12 protein-coding genes are annotated in these 18,827 nt (G+C 43.1%); 6 read left to right on the top strand and 6 right to left on the bottom strand.

Translation table 11 applies throughout. The features are described 5' to 3' along the window. Positions 1–52: 52 nt before the first annotated feature. From gldE to HY58_RS14755, 3 genes are read left to right on the top strand one after another with little or no spacing between them, the layout of a single operon-like run. Positions 53–1,369, top strand: coding sequence for a gliding motility-associated protein GldE (gene gldE / locus HY58_RS14765; protein ID WP_052324170.1), 1,317 nt, complete (start codon positions 53–55; stop codon positions 1,367–1,369). 17 nt (positions 1,370–1,386) lie between these two features. Beyond that, positions 1,387–2,049, top strand: a complete 663-nt coding sequence (locus HY58_RS14760; protein ID WP_039133583.1) for a hypothetical protein — start codon at positions 1,387–1,389, stop codon at positions 2,047–2,049. A 22-nt stretch (positions 2,050–2,071) separates the two neighbouring features. Beyond that, a complete protein-coding gene (locus HY58_RS14755; protein WP_039133581.1) occupies positions 2,072–5,359 on the top strand; it encodes a S41 family peptidase in 3,288 nt (1,095 codons plus the stop codon). 22 nt (positions 5,360–5,381) lie between these two features. On the opposite strand, the gene HY58_RS14750 is transcribed toward HY58_RS14755, so the two are convergent. After that, positions 5,382–6,668 carry a serine hydrolase gene (locus HY58_RS14750; protein WP_039133578.1) on the bottom strand — a complete coding sequence of 429 codons (1,287 nt, stop codon included), beginning with the start codon at positions 6,666–6,668 and terminating at the stop codon, positions 5,382–5,384. A gap of 187 nt (positions 6,669–6,855) precedes the next feature. Here HY58_RS14750 and HY58_RS14745 point away from each other — a divergent pair, with 187 nt between their 5' ends. From HY58_RS14745 to HY58_RS14735, 3 genes are read left to right on the top strand one after another with little or no spacing between them, the layout of a single operon-like run. Continuing rightward, positions 6,856–7,668 carry a DUF3109 family protein gene (locus tag HY58_RS14745; protein ID WP_253271584.1) on the top strand — a complete coding sequence of 271 codons (813 nt, stop codon included), beginning with the start codon at positions 6,856–6,858 and terminating at the stop codon, positions 7,666–7,668. 42 nt (positions 7,669–7,710) lie between these two features. After that, positions 7,711–9,090, top strand: coding sequence for a LutB/LldF family L-lactate oxidation iron-sulfur protein (locus tag HY58_RS14740; RefSeq protein ID WP_039133575.1), 1,380 nt, complete (start codon positions 7,711–7,713; stop codon positions 9,088–9,090). Between the two features lie 5 nt (positions 9,091–9,095). Next, complete coding sequence (locus HY58_RS14735; RefSeq protein ID WP_039133572.1) at positions 9,096–10,436, top strand: polysaccharide deacetylase family protein; 1,341 nt, start codon at positions 9,096–9,098, stop codon at positions 10,434–10,436. On the opposite strand, the gene HY58_RS14730 is transcribed toward HY58_RS14735, so the two are convergent. The 5 genes from HY58_RS14730 to carB all read right to left on the bottom strand — a co-directional run bounded on the left by HY58_RS14730 (position 10,399) and on the right by carB (position 18,799). Beyond that, complete coding sequence (locus HY58_RS14730; protein ID WP_082022187.1) at positions 10,399–11,352, bottom strand: DMT family transporter; 954 nt, start codon at positions 11,350–11,352, stop codon at positions 10,399–10,401. The two genes, HY58_RS14735 and HY58_RS14730, sit on opposite strands and share 38 nt — an antisense overlap. Continuing rightward, on the bottom strand, positions 11,352–12,956 hold the full coding sequence (purH, locus tag HY58_RS14725; protein ID WP_253271583.1) for a bifunctional phosphoribosylaminoimidazolecarboxamide formyltransferase/IMP cyclohydrolase: 1,605 nt from the start codon (positions 12,954–12,956) through the stop codon (positions 11,352–11,354). The genes HY58_RS14730 and purH overlap by 1 nt, the downstream gene beginning before the upstream one ends. Before the next feature lie 33 nt (positions 12,957–12,989). Continuing rightward, positions 12,990–15,068 (bottom strand): ComEC/Rec2 family competence protein, encoded by a 2,079-nt coding sequence (locus HY58_RS14720; RefSeq protein ID WP_039133569.1) that lies wholly within the window; start codon positions 15,066–15,068, stop codon positions 12,990–12,992. A gap of 82 nt (positions 15,069–15,150) precedes the next feature. After that, positions 15,151–15,801 carry an NAD(P)H-dependent oxidoreductase gene (locus HY58_RS14715; RefSeq protein ID WP_039133749.1) on the bottom strand — a complete coding sequence of 217 codons (651 nt, stop codon included), beginning with the start codon at positions 15,799–15,801 and terminating at the stop codon, positions 15,151–15,153. 172 nt (positions 15,802–15,973) lie between these two features. Then, entirely contained in the window at positions 15,974–18,799 is a 2,826-nt protein-coding gene (gene carB / locus HY58_RS14710) for a carbamoyl-phosphate synthase large subunit (RefSeq protein WP_039133566.1), read from the bottom strand. Positions 18,800–18,827 lie beyond the last annotated feature (28 nt).

Here is an 18,827-nt window from a genome sequence, read left to right as displayed (position 1 = left end):
GCGACCTGCCTTTCGCTTAGGAGAACTGGATTGATAACAAAAAACAACCGCTTTGGATCAGGTTTCGGTAGATGCTTTTATTACATTGTTGTGGAGCCCTTTTTTCCTGGCTGCCAATCTGCAGGGTACCACCTTCCTGGTGATAGTTATACTAAGTTTACTGATCATTTCTTATTTTCTTTCCGGTGCTGTTGTAGCGTTTTTCAGTTTATCGCACCGCGATATCAATATGCTTAAAACCAAGCAGGGCGGTTCCTGGAAAAGGATCGTTAACCTACTTGAAGAACCCAAGCTATTACTGGGATCGCTGCGTATAGGCAACGCGCTTGTTAATATCACCATTATCATCCTTTCCAATTTTCTTATTGACCAGTTACTTCCTCTCAAGAATAGTTTCTGGCTGATAGATTTTTCCATTAAAGTTTTACTGGTAACATTTTTTCTGGTACTCTTTGGGGAGGTGCTTCCCAAAGTATATGCTGCACAAAACAATCTCAGATTTGCGCGTGATGCATCATACATGGTGGAGATCGTTCACCTGCTTTTTAAAAGGGCAAGCAGTTGGTTGATAGGAATGACAGATGGTATCGAAAGATCCTTTGGAACCGATTACGCAGGCAACCAGTTTGAGGAACTTGAAGAAGATAGCAACGCATCTGAAGAGGAGAAGAATATTCTGCGTGGTATTGCAAAGTTTGGGAATATAACCGTCAAACAAGTTATGCGCACAAGGCTTGATGTAAGCGGAATTGACTATAACACAAGCTTCAGAGAGCTTGTAAGACAGTTGGAGGAGTTGCATTACTCAAGGGTTCCGGTATATCGTAACAGCCTGGATGAAGTAATGGGACTGATCCACACCAAAGACATTCTTCCATACCTCGATGAGTCAGATTCATTCGAGTGGCATACACTTCTTCGCCAGCCCTATTTTGTTCATGAACAGAAAATGATTGAAGATCTGTTACAGGATTTTCGTGCTCGCCGTACCCACTTTGCAGTGGTGGTGGACGAATTCGGCGGAACAAGTGGTATAGTAACTCTCGAAGATATCATGGAAGAGATCATTGGAGATATCCGTGATGAATTTGATGATGAAGAAAGTGCGAACCGGAAATTAGATCAAAACAATTATATTTTTGAAGGACGAACCATGATCAATGATGTTTGCAAAGTGATAGGAGTACCGTTGAATACATTTGATGAGGTAAGGGGCGAAAGCGATTCACTAGCAGGATTGATCCTGGAGATCTATGGTAAGTTCCCGGCTGTTAATGAAGTGGTTGAAGTTGGTGATTTCCAGTTCACCATACTGGAGCTGGATCGTAACCGGATTCAGAAAGTAAAACTTACCATCACAACTGTATAATTTTATTAATTCTTTACATGAGATCTTCACGAGCCCACGTATATCTGTTTTGCCTGATCTTCTTCGCAGCAGCATTTGCCTTTTCCTGTAATAGTCCCTTCACTCCCAAGCCTCGTGGCTATTTTGCAATTTCTCTTCCTGAGCATAAGTACCAGGTTTTTGACCGCCCTGGATTTCCTTACACATTTGAATATCCTGTGTATGGTAAAATAACACAAGACAGTACTTACTTCGAGGAGCAACCCGAAAATCCTTACTGGATAAATATTGATATCCCTGAACTGGGTGGACGAATCTATATAAGTTATAATCGCATTGGTGGACAAGCACGCTATAAGGTGCAGAACAGTAAAGGAGAATATGTTGATTCCGTTGGCATAAACAGTTTTGAGAAACTTATCAGCGGCTCTTATACGCTTTCGTACAAGCATTCCTATAAAGCCAGTTCTATTGAAGACAGTGCATTTAGAACTGCAAATGGTATAGATGGAATTTTCTTTCGTATAGGAGGAAATACTGCAACAGCAAACCAGTTTCTACTAAGTGATTCTGTAAAACATTTTCTCCGTGGTGCCCTTTATTTTGATGCCACCCCAAATGAAGACTCATTACGTCCGGTCAATGTATTCCTGAAGCAGGACCTGCTTCATTTAGTGAATACATTGAAGTGGCGGGAATAGTATCGAATAAACAACACATAATATGAAAAGGATTGCCAGCCTTGTTGCGATGTTCTTAACATCCCTGTCAATGTATGCAATAGACCCAGCTGATACCCGAATGCTAACGCAGCCGGCAGTTGGAGCAGGAAAGATTGCATTTATTTATGCAGAAGACCTCTGGGTGGCAAACGCTGATGGCAGTTCTCCAAAAAGACTCACCATTGATCAGGGCATAGAATCCTTGCCTGCCTTTTCACCCGATGGCAAAACGATCGCTTTCTCGGCGCAGTACGATGGTAATATTGATGCTTATATCATATCATCGGAGGGAGGAATTCCAACACGACTTACCTGGCACCCGGGAGCGGATATGGTGAGGGGTTTTTCTCCGGATGGAAAAGAAGTTTTATTCCTGAGCCAACGGGCGGTTTTTACTAACAGACATGCACAATTATTTACCGTACCTGTTGACGGCGGACTGGTGAAGCAACTCGAGATTCCAAATGCCAATTACGCATCATGGTCCCCTGATGGTAACTGGCTGGCATATACGCCATTATTTGATGCATTTGCGCAATGGAAGAATTACCGCGGTGGCCGGATCGCAACTATATTGCTGTATTCGTTTAAAGATAAATCAGTAGTTAAGATACCACAGCCCGAAGGTGGTTGTAATGATGCAAGTCCATCATGGGTTAATGGAAAACTTTATTTCAGAAGCGATCGTAATGGCGAGTTTAACCTCTATTCTTATGATCTGAATACAAAATCAGTTGAACAGCTGACAGACTTCAAAGACTTCCCTATATTGAATCTTTCTGCAAACAAAGAGCGTGTTTTGTTTGAGCAGGGAGGCTACCTGCACCAGTTTGACCCTGGAGCAAAAATCAGCACAAAGCTGACCATCGGTATTGCAGCGGATCTGTTGGAATTGCGACCCAGATTTGCTAAGGGTACGCAATTCATCAGGGGTGTGGATATATCGCCATCCGGTTCCAGGGTTGCTGTTGATTTCAGGGGAGAGATCTTCACCCTTCCTGCGGAAAAAGGCGATCCTCGTAACCTGACGGAGAGCCCTGCCCATCATGAGAATAATCCTTCCTGGTCGCCCGATGGAAGATCCATTGCATATTTTTCGGATGCATCAGGAGAATACGAATTACATATCCGTTCACAGGATGGAAAAGGAGAGACAAGGAAAATAAAACTAAATGGAAATGGGTTTTATGCAAATGGAAACTGGTCGCCAGACAGTAAATATTTCTCCTATGTAGATAATGGCAGAAATCTTTACGTCCTGACAATAGCTTCGGGTAATATCCGAAAAATTGATACGGATGAAGTTTATCATCCAGGACCCTTCCGCGATATGTTTGGTGACTGGTCATCTGATTCAAAATGGATAGCCTATACAAAGATCAGCGCAACTAATTTCAGCACCATTCGTCTCTACTCAATTGAACAGGACAAATCCTTTCCTGTTTCAGATGGTTTGAGTGATGTTACTGAACCTGTTTTTGATCCCGCCGGAAAATATCTTTTCTTTTTTGCATCTACCAATGCAGGGCCGGTAGTGAATTGGTTTGATCAATCGAACCAGGATATGCGTGCTACTAAATCTATTTATCTCGCCACCTTACAAAAAGAAACAATTTCACCTTTTGCAAAAGAAAGCGATGAAGAAATGGGGGATCCAGCTAAGGCTGAAACTGCTCCGTCGGCAGAAAAAGATGCTAAAGACAGTAAAAAATCAAACGATAAGAAAGAGGCGGAACCAGCATCCAGGCCGGTGGCGCAGCTCAGGATCGATCTGGAAGGCATTCAAAACCGGATCATTGATATACCAGTATCTTCAGGTAATTATGGTAACCTTGGTATGGGCAAGGATAATGAGCTGCTCTATATAAAATACCAGGATGATTTCCAATCGGGATTGATGCATAAGTATGATATCAAAAAAAGAAAGGATACTGAAGTTGTTGAGATGATGGATTATGCATTATCAGCAGATGGTAAGAAAATGGTGTATGTGAAATCCAATGTCTGGACGATTGCCCCTTCAGGTGAAAAACCAGAAATGGGGAAGGGGGTATTGAATACCGCTGCTTTACAAGTTAAGATTGATCCGGTGAAGGAATGGAAACAGATATTTGAAGAGGCCTGGAGGGTTAACCGCGATTATTTTTATGACCCGGGTATGCATGGTGCTGATTGGAATGCAATCAGAGAGAAGTACAGGCCTTTCCTCGCACATTTATCAACAAGGTCTGATCTGAACCGGGTGATCCAATGGATGTGTAGTGAGCTGGCAGTGGGTCATCACAATGTTGGCGGGGGCGACAGGATAACTGTAAAAGAACAGATTCCTGGTGGATTACTGGGTGCCGATTTCACTATTGCAAATAACCGTTACAGGTTAAAGAAAATTTATGGAGGACTTAACTGGACTCCCAATCTTCGGTCACCATTAACAGAGCCGGGAGTGAATGCAAAAGAGGGAGATTATATTCTGGCTGTTAATGGTAAGGAGGTAGTTGCAACAGAAAGCATTTATAAATATTTTGAAGCTACAGCCGGCAAAATTGTTGAATTGACAATTGGTCCTAATCCCACAATGAACGGGTCACGTATTGTAAAGGTTGTTCCGGTTGCAAACGAACTTGAGTTAAGAAATCGTGATTGGGTAGAGGGAAATATACGCAAGGTAGCTGAAGCAACTAAGGGGCAGGTGGCATATGTGTATGTTCCCAATACAGCAGATGCAGGTCATGAATATTTTAAACGCTACTTTTTTCCCCAGGCAAACAGGAAAGCCATCATTATTGATGAAAGATTCAATGGTGGTGGTCAGTTGGCTGATTATTATATTGATATACTCAGGCGACCGCTGCAGGCGTATTGGCATACCCGTTACGGCCAGGATATTAAGAGTCCGACTGCCTCCATTCAGGGTCCGAAAGTCATGATCATTGATGAAACAGCCGGTTCTGGGGGTGATATGTTACCTTGGATGTTCCGCAAATTCAATTTAGGAACTCTGGTCGGGAAACGTACCTGGGGTGGATTGGTAGGAATTTTGGGCTTTCCCGTTCTCATGGATGGCGGAATGGTTACAGCACCAAATCTTGCCATCTGGACAAAAGATGGGTTTATTGTTGAGAATGTTGGAGTAGCGCCGGATATTGAAGTGGAGCAAACCCCTGCGGAAGTAATATCGGGTAAGGATCCCCAGTTGGAGAAGGCAATAGAGATTGCATTAAAGGAATTAGAAAAAAATCCTCCTGTTCAACCAAAACGACCAGCCTTTCCGGTAAGGGTCAGGAAATAATTAAAATGGGTATTGGAAATGCTTATTCAACAAGAGCAGAGTAAACCTGCACTTTGAATTTATCATGGATATCACCATGGCTATTGGGCCATTGGTTAATGAAAAGCTGAGCAATGATCCCATTTTCCGGGTCAATCCAATATGACGAGTTGAAAGCGCCTCCCCATTCAAGTGTGCCAGCAGGCAGCCCTAACCTGGCCGCTTCCTTAGGTGTATATATGCCGAAAGCTAAACTGAATTTATTGTTACCAACCATGAGGTCGCCAATCTGGTTCACAGACAACAATTTCACACTGTTATCACTTAAAAGGCGTTTTCCGTTATAGATGCCGCCATTGAGGACCATCTGCATGAAAATCGCATAATCGTTTGCGGTAGATGATAATCCTGCGCCACCTGCAAACATCTTTCCTTTCGAAAGGGGATAATCAGCATCCATTTCTGCTCCAGCCAATGGGATAGGTTCCGTGATCCTGTATAATTTTCCGGTTGAATCTTCCCCATGTAAAGCTACCAGTCTCTTATGCTTATCTGCGGGCAGGTAGAACCAGGTATCATTCATACCCAGCGGATCAAAAATATTCTTTCGGAAAAATTTATCAAGAGGCTCCTTGCTGATTACTTCAATCACACGTCCTAAAACGTCTATGTTGAGTCCATAGGTGAAACGCTCTCCTGGCTGGTGTTCAAGTGGCAGGCTTGCTATCCGGCGTACCTGGTCTTCCAATGTAATTCCCGATACACCCAGCCCCGCGTATACTCCTGCCTTTGCTGTGATCGCCTGGTATTCCTCTGATCCGATCTGCGCATAACCGATACCGGATGTATGTGTCAGGAGGTCGCGGATCGTGACCTCCCGTTTTGCCTTAATGGTTGTGAAACTGCTGTCGGCTTTATTGAATTTATCCAATACCATAATATTCGAAAATGCCGGGATATATTTTGAAAGCGGGTCATCTAGCAAAAGCTTGCCCTGCTCCATCAGCATCATTATACCTACACTGGTTATAGCCTTTGTTTGAGAGGCGATGCGGAATATATGATCGGTCCTGAGTTTCTCCTTTGATCTAATATCACTATAGCCAATTGCTTCATGATAAACAATATTTCCATCCTTCGCAACTATCATCACGGCCCCGGCGATCCACTGGCTATCTACATATTGTTTTACGATACTATTCAAACGGCTAAAACCTGCCTTGCTGAAAGACGAATATGTTGGATCAGCCTTAATAAGGCGTGAAGGTTGGGCGTAAATAATTTGTGCCAGCACCAGGGAGAATGCTAATGCGCTGAAGAATTTATTCATATAATGAAGCTTGCTTTAAATATAAATGCATTTTCTGAGATAGAAGATCTGGACTAATCTACCCTTTTGAAATATATAATTTAATTTTAAAAGATATACAAACCTTTAAAAGGTGAATCCAGGTTCATAACGATAGATGGTGATAAGCAAGAACCAATAAACCAATTCCAGTAAAAAGGAAATTGCTATGAGCGCTGCCGAACTGGAACAATATATCGGCGAATATGCCTTATCTCCTTCTAACAGAATTACGGTAACCACGGGAGGGAATACTTTCTTCCTGAAAGTTGTGGAGGCAAAGATCCAATTTTTGAAATCCGGGGATGACAAAGTGAATGCACTTTTGCTGCACCAGGTGTACAGAAGATGGGAGGGAAGAAGATCAAATAAGGTACCTTTGCCTAAAGGGAATGAAATGATCGTAATTGATAATACGCTGGTGAGTGATGAAGTGCTGGAGGAGAAATTTGTATGTGATCTTTCCAAATGCAAGGGTGGGTGCTGTGAGGACGGTGATACCGGTGCGCCCCTGGAAACAGGTGAGTTGGATATCATCAACGAAGTTTATCATATTGTTGAACCATACCTTACCAAAGAAGGTATAAACGAGATCAGCCGGCGAGGAAGGTACCAGTATGATTCTGAATTTGGCTGGGTTACACCTGCTGTAAATGGCGGCATGTGTGCTTATGGATACCACGATGCCACGGGCATACTCAAGTGTGCTTTTGAACAAGCTTACTATGATGGAAAGATCAGCTGGAAGAAACCAATAAGCTGCCATCTTTTTCCTATACGTATCAAAGTGGGAAAGGAGTATGACCTGGTAAATTATGAGCCGCGTGAATCACTTTGTGACCCGGCCTGTTACCTTGGCAAGAAACTCCGAGTTCCGGTTTATCAATTTCTAAAGGAGGCCATCATTCGTAAATATGGTGAGGAATATTATGAAGCCCTGGATGCATATTATCAATTGTATCATCCTTCCAATAAACCCTGAACATAATTCAGTATTTTCATTGGCCAAACCAGCGTATTATACATGAGTGATATAAAAGAAGAATTTCTCGCAAAGAGCAAAGTACGGGCACAAGACCTTGAACACAGGCGAAAAATCAATTTCAATATTGGTAAGTATAATGCTGTTGTACCAATGGGGAAGCAACAGTTCTCTGATCTTCACCTTGCACGGGAAAGGGCAAAAAATATCAAGTGGCGTGCTATAGAAACCCTCGATCAGCAACTGGAAAATTTTGAGACAGCATTTACTGCCCGCGGCGGCAAGGTAATCTGGGCAGAAGATGCTGCAGGGGCAAGGAAAGAAATTCTTAGGATCTGTCAGGAACGTAACTGCAAAACCCTGGTTAAGAGTAAGAGTATGGTAACGGAGGAAATCAAACTGAACGAATTTCTCCATGAAAATAAGATTGAAAGCGTAGAGACCGATCTGGGTGAATATATTCAACAGCTGGATGGCGAAGCACCATATCATATTGTTACCCCGGCAATGCATAAGAGTAAAGAAGATGTGGCTAAACTTTTTGCTGAAAAACTGGGCACAGATATAAACCTGACGCCGGAACAACTTACACTCGAAGCCAGGGCCCGTTTAAGGAAGAAATACGTGGAAGCCGAAGTTGGACTAACAGGTGCCAACTTCATCATCAGCGAAATTGGCGCCATCGCGCTAACTGAAAATGAAGGGAATGCCCGCCTCAGTTGCTCCTGGCCTAAAACGCATATAGTGGTGGTTGGCATTGAGAAAGTAATTCCCTCCATGCAGGACCTTGCCTTGTTCTGGCCATTGCTGGCCACTTATGGAACGGGACAACAACTCACTGTTTATAATACAATTGTTTCCGGACCCAGGCAGGCGGATGAAGTAGATGGTCCACAGGAAATGATCGTCATATTATTAGACAATGGACGTACCAATATCCTGGCAAATCCCAAATCACGCGAGAGCTTATATTGCATCCGTTGCGGTGCATGTTTAAATGCATGCCCTGTTTATAAAAATATCGGTGGACATAGTTACGGTACCACCTATAGCGGACCTATTGGAAGTGTAATAACCCCACATCTCAGAGGCCTGAACGAATGGAAGCATCTTAGTCATGCATCATCCTTATGTGGCAATTGTACAGAGGTATGTGCGGTGAAGATCAACCTGCATGAGTTGTTGCTTGAAAACCGCCATGAGGCAGTGGAAGAAGGGCACGCTACGTTTACAGAAAAGCTTGCCTGGAAAGGGTGGAAAATTGCCGTTATGAATAGGAAGTTGATGAATAAAGGGAATGCTACAATGAAAGACTGGATGATAAATAAAGTTTTCAAAGGTTGGACAACCCACAGGGCCGACTTAAAGTTTCCTCAAAAAAGTTTCAACCAACGCTGGCGCGAAAAAAACAAGTTGTCCTGAGTTCTATGTTAATATACGCTGAACAGCTAAGCTCCCGGTTGGAGTATATCGTTGATCTTGTCAATGCAGAACTCTTTTCAGAGCTGGCTGTAATAACTACAAGTCCTGATGTATTCCGCCATTATGATGGTATAAAAATAAATTACAGTCCGAAACCTGTTGCAGAAAAAGAGTTTCATATAATTCCCCACAACCTTCTATTTGAGCAAGATATCCGCGATCAGTCCCCCGTTTGTTTTGAATGGCAGGCCCAAAAAGCGTTTTTCAAAACTTCGGCTCCTAGTAATCCGGAACCCGATATTCCCTTTGATATTTTTGCAGCATGTTTTTATTTGGTAAGCCGATACGAGGAATACCTTCCCCATGAAAAAGATTCTTATGGCAGGTATCCTCATAACTCTTCATTGGCATACAAGGAAGGCTTTCTCCAGGATCCCCTTGTAGATAACTGGTTACTGCGCTTGCAGGAACTATTGCAATCCCGTTTCAGTGGTGTATTATTCAGACGCAGGAATTTTCGTTTTGTGCCCACTTATGATATTGATATCATGTACGCTTACAAAGGCAAAGGACTCAAACGAAATATTGGTGGGATATTCCGCAATATGATGCAAGGCCAATGGCCATTGGTGAAGCAGAGGATAGGCGTTTTGAGAGGTAAACAACACGATCCCCACGATGCCTATGAATGGTTAGATGCCTTGCACCTTTATTGCCGGGTGAAACCAATTTATTTTTTCCTGGTAGCACAACAACAGGAGGGTTATGACAGGAATCTGCCTACAGATCTTAAAGCATTCCAGGACCTTATAAAATATTATGCTACTGCTTATGAAGTGGGATTGCATCCTTCATGGCGAAGTAGTGTAGCAATGGGTGATAATATTCTTAAGGAAGAGAAAGAATGGATGGAAGTGATTACTGATATTCCAATTGTACAGAGCCGGCAGCATTATATAAAATTCGATTTACCTCATACATATGAGCGATTGATTCGGGCGGGTATTAAGCGCGACTATTCAATGGGCTATGGCAGTATCAATGGATTCAGGGCTTCTATAAGCAGCCCTTTCAGATGGTTTAATCTTAATAATAATACAGCTACAGATCTCGAGGTCTGGCCTTTTTGTTTTATGGATGCCAATGCGTTTTATGAACAAAAGCTTAGTCCCGGCCAGGCCTATACAGACCTGATGCGATACTATGCATCGGTAAAAAAAGTGAGGGGCACATTCATCACGATCTGGCACAATAACTTCCTGGGAACAGATCCGCTTTACAAAGGCTGGCGTGAACTCTACGAGATCTTTATGAAGGAAGACGCTTACTGGGATGCTGGCGCCTGAACGATTCATTTACCATATACACGCCAACAATCGCCACCAAACCACCGATGGTTATAAAGGCATTTAATTTTTCATCAAACAACCATGCACCAATCAATATGGCAACAATGGGATTTATATACGCATAAATAGATACCTGTTCTGTTGGCAGGTGTTGCAAGGCGTAGAGATATGCCATGAAAGCAAGTACCGACCCTGCTATGGCCAGGTATGCGATAGAAAGCCATGATTCGAGGGGTATCTGGCTTAGCGGTATATGATCTCCGGTTAAGCGTGTAATACCTGTCAATGCTATTCCGGAAATCAGCATCTGTAAACCAATGCTGAAGTAAGGATTAAATGATGCGGCCTGCTGCTTGGTATAGAGTGTTGCAAAGGCCCATGAAAGCGTTGCTGTAACGGAAAGGAATATCCCAAATCTAAAGTCTGCATTGAAAAAATCCTGTAAGTGGTCATAGAAAATGATACAGATTCCGACAAAGCCCATTATGAATCCAATAATAGCCTTTGTTGTGAGTTTTGATGTACCCGCGATCATCGCGATGATCACCAGCCATAATGGAAACACGGCTCCGATAATGGCACCAAGTCCGCTGGAAATATATTTTACTCCCCAGGTGGATAGTCCATTGCTCAACAAAAAATTCAGGATACTAAGTATAATCACCGGCCACCATTGTTTTCCTTTTGGGAAGGTCCTTCCTTTTGCTGCAAAGAATACCACATAAAGTAGCCCGCCGATTAATTGACGGATTCCAGCCAGTTGCAATGCGGGCATATGTTTTACTCCTGCCTTGGATGCCACCCAGGTGGTTCCCCAAAGAAAACTAACCAATGCCAGTGCAAGCAATGCCTTAGCATGGGTACCTTTTTTATGAAAGGTGAGTGGGTTGGCTTGCTTTATTCTGGATAACATTAGTGCTTAAAATGTCGCATTCCGGTCATCACCATTGCCAGCCCATGGGTTTTGCAATATTCAATGGAATCCTTGTCGCGAATAGATCCTCCTGGTTGAATGAAGGCCTCAATTCCCGCCGCATGGGCCATTTGAACACAATCATCAAAAGGGAAAAATGCATCGCTTGCCAGCACTGCACCCGAAAGGTCAAAATTGAATTGCCTTGATTTATCGATAGATTGACGCAATGAATCAATACGACTTGTTTGGCCGCATCCTTTACCTATCAATTGCTTGTTTTTAACCAATGCAATTGAATTGCTCTTAAGATGTTTACAAACCAGGTTGGCAAATACAAGATCGGCCTTTTCTGAAGCAGATGTTTCCCTTCCGCCGGCTTCTTCCCATTTCTCGAAATTGCCTTCATCATGTTGTTGCATCAATACACCATTCAGTAATGATTTGAACTGGTGTGTTGATTCCAGTTCTTTGTGCTGCTGTAAAAGGATACGGTTTTTCTTTGTTCGTAGAATATCCAGTGCAGATGCTTCAAAAGCAGGCGCAATCAACACTTCAAAGAAGATCTCATTGATGGCATTGGCTGTTGCACTGTCAATAGTTCCGTTGCAAACCAGAACTCCGCCAAAAGCGCTTTCGGGGTCACCTGCCAGCGCTGCATCCCATGCTGATTTAACTGAAGAACGGGTAGCAATGCCACATACATTGGTGTGTTTTATGATGGCGAAAGTGAATTCGGATTGAACATCACTGTTAGCCGGAAATTCTTTTAAAATCTGTACTGCGGAATCTACATCAACCAGGTTATTGTAAGAAAGTTCCTTGCCATTCAGCTGGTGGAACATATCATTGAGTTTACCGTAGAAAACACCCTGCTGGTGAGGGTTTTCGCCGTAACGCATGGCTTTTGCCTCAGGAACAGAGCTCAGAAAATAATTGTCGAAACCAGGAGTGAAATACTGGGAGATGGCAACATCATAGTGTGCACATACTTCAAAAGCCTTTGCAGCAAGGTGGCGTCTTTGTTCAAGGGTAGTACTTCCGTTCTGACTGCGGAGGATTTCTTCCAGAAATGAATAATCAGCTTTCGATGCTATCACAACCACATCACGATGGTTCTTTGCAGCACCCCTGATCATGGAGGGGCCACCGATATCTATCTTCTCAATTATGGATTGTTCTTCTTTTGTGTTGGCAACTGTTTCCTCAAAAGGATAAAGATCAACTATAACCAGGTCGAGCTCAGGAATATCAAATTCCTTCATCTCTTTCAGATCCTGTTCATTATTGCGGCGTCCAAGAATGCCTCCGAAAACTTTTGGATGAAGGGTCTTTACCCTGCCTCCTAGTATGGATGGGTAGCTGGTAACACTTTCAACCGGCACACAGGGAAGTTCAAGTTTCTCGATGAACTGTTGTGTTCCACCTGTTGAATAAATGGTAACACCTTGCTCATGGAGGAGGCGTACCAGGGGTTCGAGTCCGTCTTTATAAAAAACGGAAATCAATGCGGTCTGGATCTTCTTGGTCATACGATGGATTGACTTGTTAACAGTTGCGGCAAGCAGGCAGAAATTTCCGGTTGCCCGGGATTGAAGGCGCAAAGCTACGGTTTCAAAGGGAAAAAATGGGGCCGCTTACAGATCTATTATCAAAGCCCCGGCCTGCCAGGTATTATGGTGCCTGATTCCTGCTAACTCAAGCTGTTTACTCAATTCAGCCGCCCGCCATTCAGAAATGCTTCCGTCCATAATTACCAGGCAGCCAGGTGGAACTCTATCCATGAAACTGCTTATATTCCTGATATGTTTTCCCAATATCAAATAATCTACCCCAACATTCAATAATGGCATTACATCATTTAAGTTAACTGGTATACCTAAAATAAGCTTTCCTGATCTGATGATTTTCGCCCCCCTATAAATTGTCTTCTCCAAATGATAAAACCTTTGAGCATCCATCAGTGCGGGATGTATTGAACTATTTGGAGGATGGAACCTGGTACTCTCTAAACCCGTTATCAATTCGGTCATGGAATGTCCGGGAAAATGATAAATAAGAAAAAATTGCTGCTCCTTTCCCTCACACATGGATTTAAAATGCCATGCTCCAAAAAGAATAGTTCCGAGCAATGCCAATAACAAGTAAGGTTTATATCTAAGAACCAGAAATAGAGAGAAACTGGCAATGATAAAATATGCTGTCCATGTTTGCAGCGGATGCCATTGAAGGTTGTTGAGTACAGCTCCAGGCAGCGAATTTATATGGAGAATGGCCGCATCCATTAACCTGATCAGCAGTCCGGTTATTTCACCTGCTATGCTAACGGGAATATTCATTGAACTAAGTATCCATTGAATTATGGCAGTGATCAAAGCCATGCCAGATAATGGTACAGCGATCAGGTTTGCCACAAGAAAATACATTGGTGCCTGGTGGAACTGTCCGATACTGATTGGTAATGTAAGGATCTGGGCCGAAATTGTTACGGCTGTCAGTTGCCAGATTCCTTGCAGGAGTTTGTTACGGAATTCAACCAGGGGTTGAATTAACGGCTGGTATAGCACAATACTCAGCAGGGCAACAAAAGAAAGTTGAAAACCTGCATCCCATAGCCAGTATGGATTGAAGCATAATAAGGCGAAAGCTCCCAATGATAATGACTGAATAGCATCCATAGGTTTGTGAATCAACCTGGCAAAAAGTACAACACTGAACATGAATGCCGCCCTGGTGATAGACGCAGCCCCTCCGGCAATTCCGCTGAACCACCAGGTTATCGCCAGAATTATTACAGCTTTTAGCCAACGTGTAATGGGATATTTTTTTTCGGGTAACAGTAGGATATTTTGGAGCAACAGGAAGATCAACCCAAGATGCATTCCGGATACGGCAATTACATGCACTACACCCGTATTGGTATAAGCCTGGAGGAGATCTTTATCCATTTCATTACGATATCCAATAAGCAAAGCCATCGCAAGGCCTTGAGATACTTCCGGCACTGTTTGACGAATAGATCTTAGCGCTGAGATTTGTCCCATGGCCAATAGACGCGAAACGCTAAACCCCTTTTGCTTAGAAACAAGTTTTGTATCCCCTTCCGTTATATAAACCTGGTGATATATATTATTTCTCTGGCAATACCGGGCGTAATTGAAACTGCCCGGATTTCCCGAATGTTTGATTTTTTTGATGCGTTTGGCAGATATTAGCCATCGGTCGCCTGGGAAAAAATCAGCTGCCTGTTTGGAGGGCAGGTATATAATAATGGTTCCCGAAGCGGGTAATATCATCCCTTTGTTTGTTATACGATAATCAACCGAGAAAGTAAACCTCCCCGATTTTTTCCCGTGTGATGCTAATGTGGCGGGACTGCCCAGAACAGCAACTGTTTCAGGAAGGGCATGGCCAATCCAATCCGATCTGTTTGTTATACGGTTTTGCTGGAACAAAATGACACCCAGGCAGACAAACATGATATTTAGGATGAGTCCGAATAGCCAGTTCAGTTTATGTCTGATGGTAATGGATATAAAGCGGGTGCCAAAAAGGAAAGAAGCAGCTAAAAGAAAACTGAACCCTGCAAGAGGTGATGTTTTTGTTAGACCGCTCTCCTCAGAAAGCCAGTATGAAGCAAAAAGAATTCCTGCCACCAAGGGTGACAGGAATCTGAGAAAAGGAGCTTTTTTCCAGTATGGCGCTTGTTGAAGCATTCAAAAAATGTTGCAAACAAGCTAATAACCCAAATTTCTCCAGTCAAGCGTTAAAAAACGGTTTATCTGTAATTTCTGGTGATCATGCCGATATTTCCGACTCTTCATAAATAGTGAAAAACTCCTCTGCAGGCCGTCGCACTTTTGGCGCATTGGCCAGCATATCCTTATCGGCATCGCGGTAACCAAGGGCCAGAATCGTTACGGCAGAAAGACCCTTTTCTTCAAGTCCCAGAATCTCGTTAACCACCTTTGGATTAAAACCTTCCATCGGAGTACTGTCTACCTGCTCTAATGCAGCAGCAGCCGTTGCAAACCCCAACCCGATATAAGCCTGCCGGGCATTCCATTGGAATATTTCTTCCTGGGTTTTGCCCTTTATGCTACCCAGGATCATGTTGCGAAAATCTGACAATGATTCAACTGTAATGTTTCTTGTTGCTGCAATATTGTTCATATAACCTTCTACCTGCTGCTCAGTTAATGTATTCCATGCGGCAAATACAAGAATGGCGGCACTTTCTGTAACTTGTGGTTGGTTATAAATGGCCGGGGCCAGTTTTGCGCGCAACTCTTCATCTTCAATTACCAAAACATCATAAGGCTGAAGACCCAGTGAAGAAGGGGCAAGGCGTATTGCCTCCAGGATATTGTTTTTCTTATGATTATCAATGGGTTGTCCATTATATCTCTTGGCTGCATAACGCCAGTTAAAATCTTGTAAATAATTCATATCTGTAAATTTCATTGTGTTTGAATATATTAAAGTTCAAACATCGTTCCATATTCATTGAGAAATGAATTCATGACAAATGGACATAATTACTGAATAGTAGTAAAGAAAATCCCCGGCCTTGACCGGGGATTATTTATAAATCATATGCCATAAGGGCAATTGTTCTGTATTATTTGCTCAGGTACATCGACCGGTCTTTATATAGTTGTCTGAAATAAGGATCACGGAGATCTTTAATAAAGCGTATGGCTTCCCCTGTACTTTTCATTTCTGGCCCAAGTTCCTTATTAACTCCCGGGAACTTATTGAAACTGAATACTGGTTCCTTAATGGCAAATCCTTTAAGCTTCTTCTCAAATTTGAAATCCGTTAGCTTATTTACCCCGAGCATGATTTTGGTGGCGATGTTCAGGTATGGGATCTGGTATGCCTTCGCAATGAACGGGGTGGTTCTTGATGCCCTCGGGTTTGCCTCAATTACAAACACTTTACCATCTTTTATGGCAAACTGGATATTGATGAGTCCTTTAATGTTAAGTGCCCTTGCGATCTTCTCTGAATAATACTCCATAGTTGTAATAACCAATGGGGTGAGGTTGAAGGCCGGGAGTACTGCATTTGAATCGCCTGAGTGAATACCAGCCGGTTCAATATGTTCCATCACGCCCATTACATGGAAATTTTCCCCATCGAAAATGGCATCCACTTCCGCTTCCTGACAGCGATCTAGAAAGTGATCGATAAGTATCTTATTTCCTGGAATATGTTTCAGCAGGCTGACTACAGCTTTTTCGACCTCTTCATCATTGATCACGATTCGCATTCTTTGGCCACCCAAAACATATGAAGGACGAACCAGCACAGGATAACCAACGCGGTTAGCAACTTCCACAGCCTCATCAACATCGAAAGCGGTACCATATTCAGGATAAGGAATTTCCAGTTCTTTTAGCATATCGCTGAAACGGCCCCTGTCTTCGGCAATATCCATATTGTCGAACGAAGTACCAATGATCCTGATTCCTTTAGCGTGAAGACGCTCCGCCAGTTTAAGCGCTGTTTGTCCTCCAAGTTGTACTATCACCCCTTCAGGTTGTTCCAGTTCAACTATCTCCCAGAGGTGCTCCCAAAAAACCGGTTCAAAATATAATTTATCTGCTATATCGAAATCTGTCGACACTGTTTCAGGGTTACAATTGACCATAATTGCCTCATAACCAGCCTCCTTGATTGCAATCAATCCGTGTACACAGCAATAGTCGAATTCGATACCCTGTCCGATGCGGTTAGGTCCCGAACCCAGAACAATAACTTTTTTTCTATCGCTTCGCTTACTTTCATTTTGTCCACCTTCTTCAAAAGTACTGTAGAAATAAGGTGTTATTGCCTCGAATTCAGCACTGCAGGTGTCAACCATCTTATATGCCCTCCTGATACCGGCTGCCTTTCTCTTTTCATAAAGCTCATCTTCATGGCCATCATTCATGATGCGGCAGATCTGCTCATCACTGAATCCATGTTGTTTGGCCTGGCGAATCAAATCCAATGGGATATTAGCCAGTTTGTATTTGGCGATTTCCTTTTCTATATTCACGATCTTCTGGATCTCATAAAGGAACCAGCGATCGATACCATTGGTGACTTTAGAAATGGTATTGATACTTACACCAAGCATCAAAGCATCCTTAATCCGGAAAATTCTATCCCACTTGGGTACCTTAATATATTCTATCAGTTCTTCGGCATGCATCTGGCTTTTGCCATAATAGCCAAGTCCAACGGCATTGTTCTCCAGGCTCTGACAGGCTTTCTGGACAGCTTCCGTGAAGCTTCGTCCGATCCCCATCACTTCACCCACACTTTTCATCTGTAGTCCGAGGGTATCATCAGCTCCTTTGAATTTATCGAAATTCCAACGGGGTATTTTTACGATAACATAATCAAGCGCGGGTTCGAAATAAGCTGATGTGCTTTTAGTGATCTGGTTCTCTAATTCATCCAGGTTATAGCCGATAGCAAGCTTAGCAGCAATTTTTGCGATAGGATAACCAGTGGCTTTTGAGGCAAGGGCTGAGGAGCGGCTTACGCGGGGATTGATCTCAATGGCAATGATCTCTTCTGTAGCTGGATTAAGTGCAAACTGTACATTACATCCACCAGCAAAATTACCCAGATCACGCATCATTCTGATGGCAGTATTTCGCATCAGCTGGAATCCAGTGTCGGAAAGGGTCATGGCCGGTGCTACCGTGATGGAATCACCTGTATGAACTCCCATTGGATCAAAATTCTCAACAGTACAAATGATTACCACGTTATCATTGGCATCACGCAGGAGTTCAAGTTCAAATTCTTTCCAACCAAGTACTGCCGTTTCTACCAGAACCTCGTGAATGGGGGATGCCTGCAAACCCCGGTTAAGTGCCTCGTCAAGTTCCTCTTTGTCATGCACAAATCCACCTCCTGTTCCGCCGAGCGTGAAGGAAGGCCTGATCACGAGTGGAAAACCGATCTGTTGGGCAAATTCTTTTCCTTCAAGATAACTGTTGGCTGTTTTGGCTGTGGCCACAGGAACACCGAGTTCAATCATCCACTGCCGGAATTTTTCCCTGTCCTCTGCCTTATCAATAGCCTTAATGTCAACCCCAATTAACCTCACTCCATATTTTTCCCAAACGCCCAGGTCCTCAGCTTCTTTAGCAAGGTTGAGGGCTGTTTGTCCACCCATGGTGGGCAAAACAGCGTCAATCTGATTTTCCTCGAGGATCTCTTCAATACTTTCAACAGTAAGAGGTAATAGATAAACCTTGTCAGCCATCATTGGATCTGTCATGATGGTGGCCGGATTGCTGTTGATCAGGATCACCTTGATACCTTCTTCCCGCAAACTGCGGGCAGCCTGGGTACCAGAATAATCAAATTCACAAGCTTGACCGATAATAATTGGCCCTGAACCTATGATCAGGACGGATTTGATAGAAGTATCTTTAGGCATATTTGCGGAGAAATAAATTGCGCAAAAG

It is taken from the genome of Flavihumibacter sp. ZG627, assembly GCF_000814325.1.
Taxonomy (GTDB): domain Bacteria; phylum Bacteroidota; class Bacteroidia; order Chitinophagales; family Chitinophagaceae; genus Flavihumibacter.
This window is presented reverse-complemented; position numbering and strand designations above follow the sequence as displayed.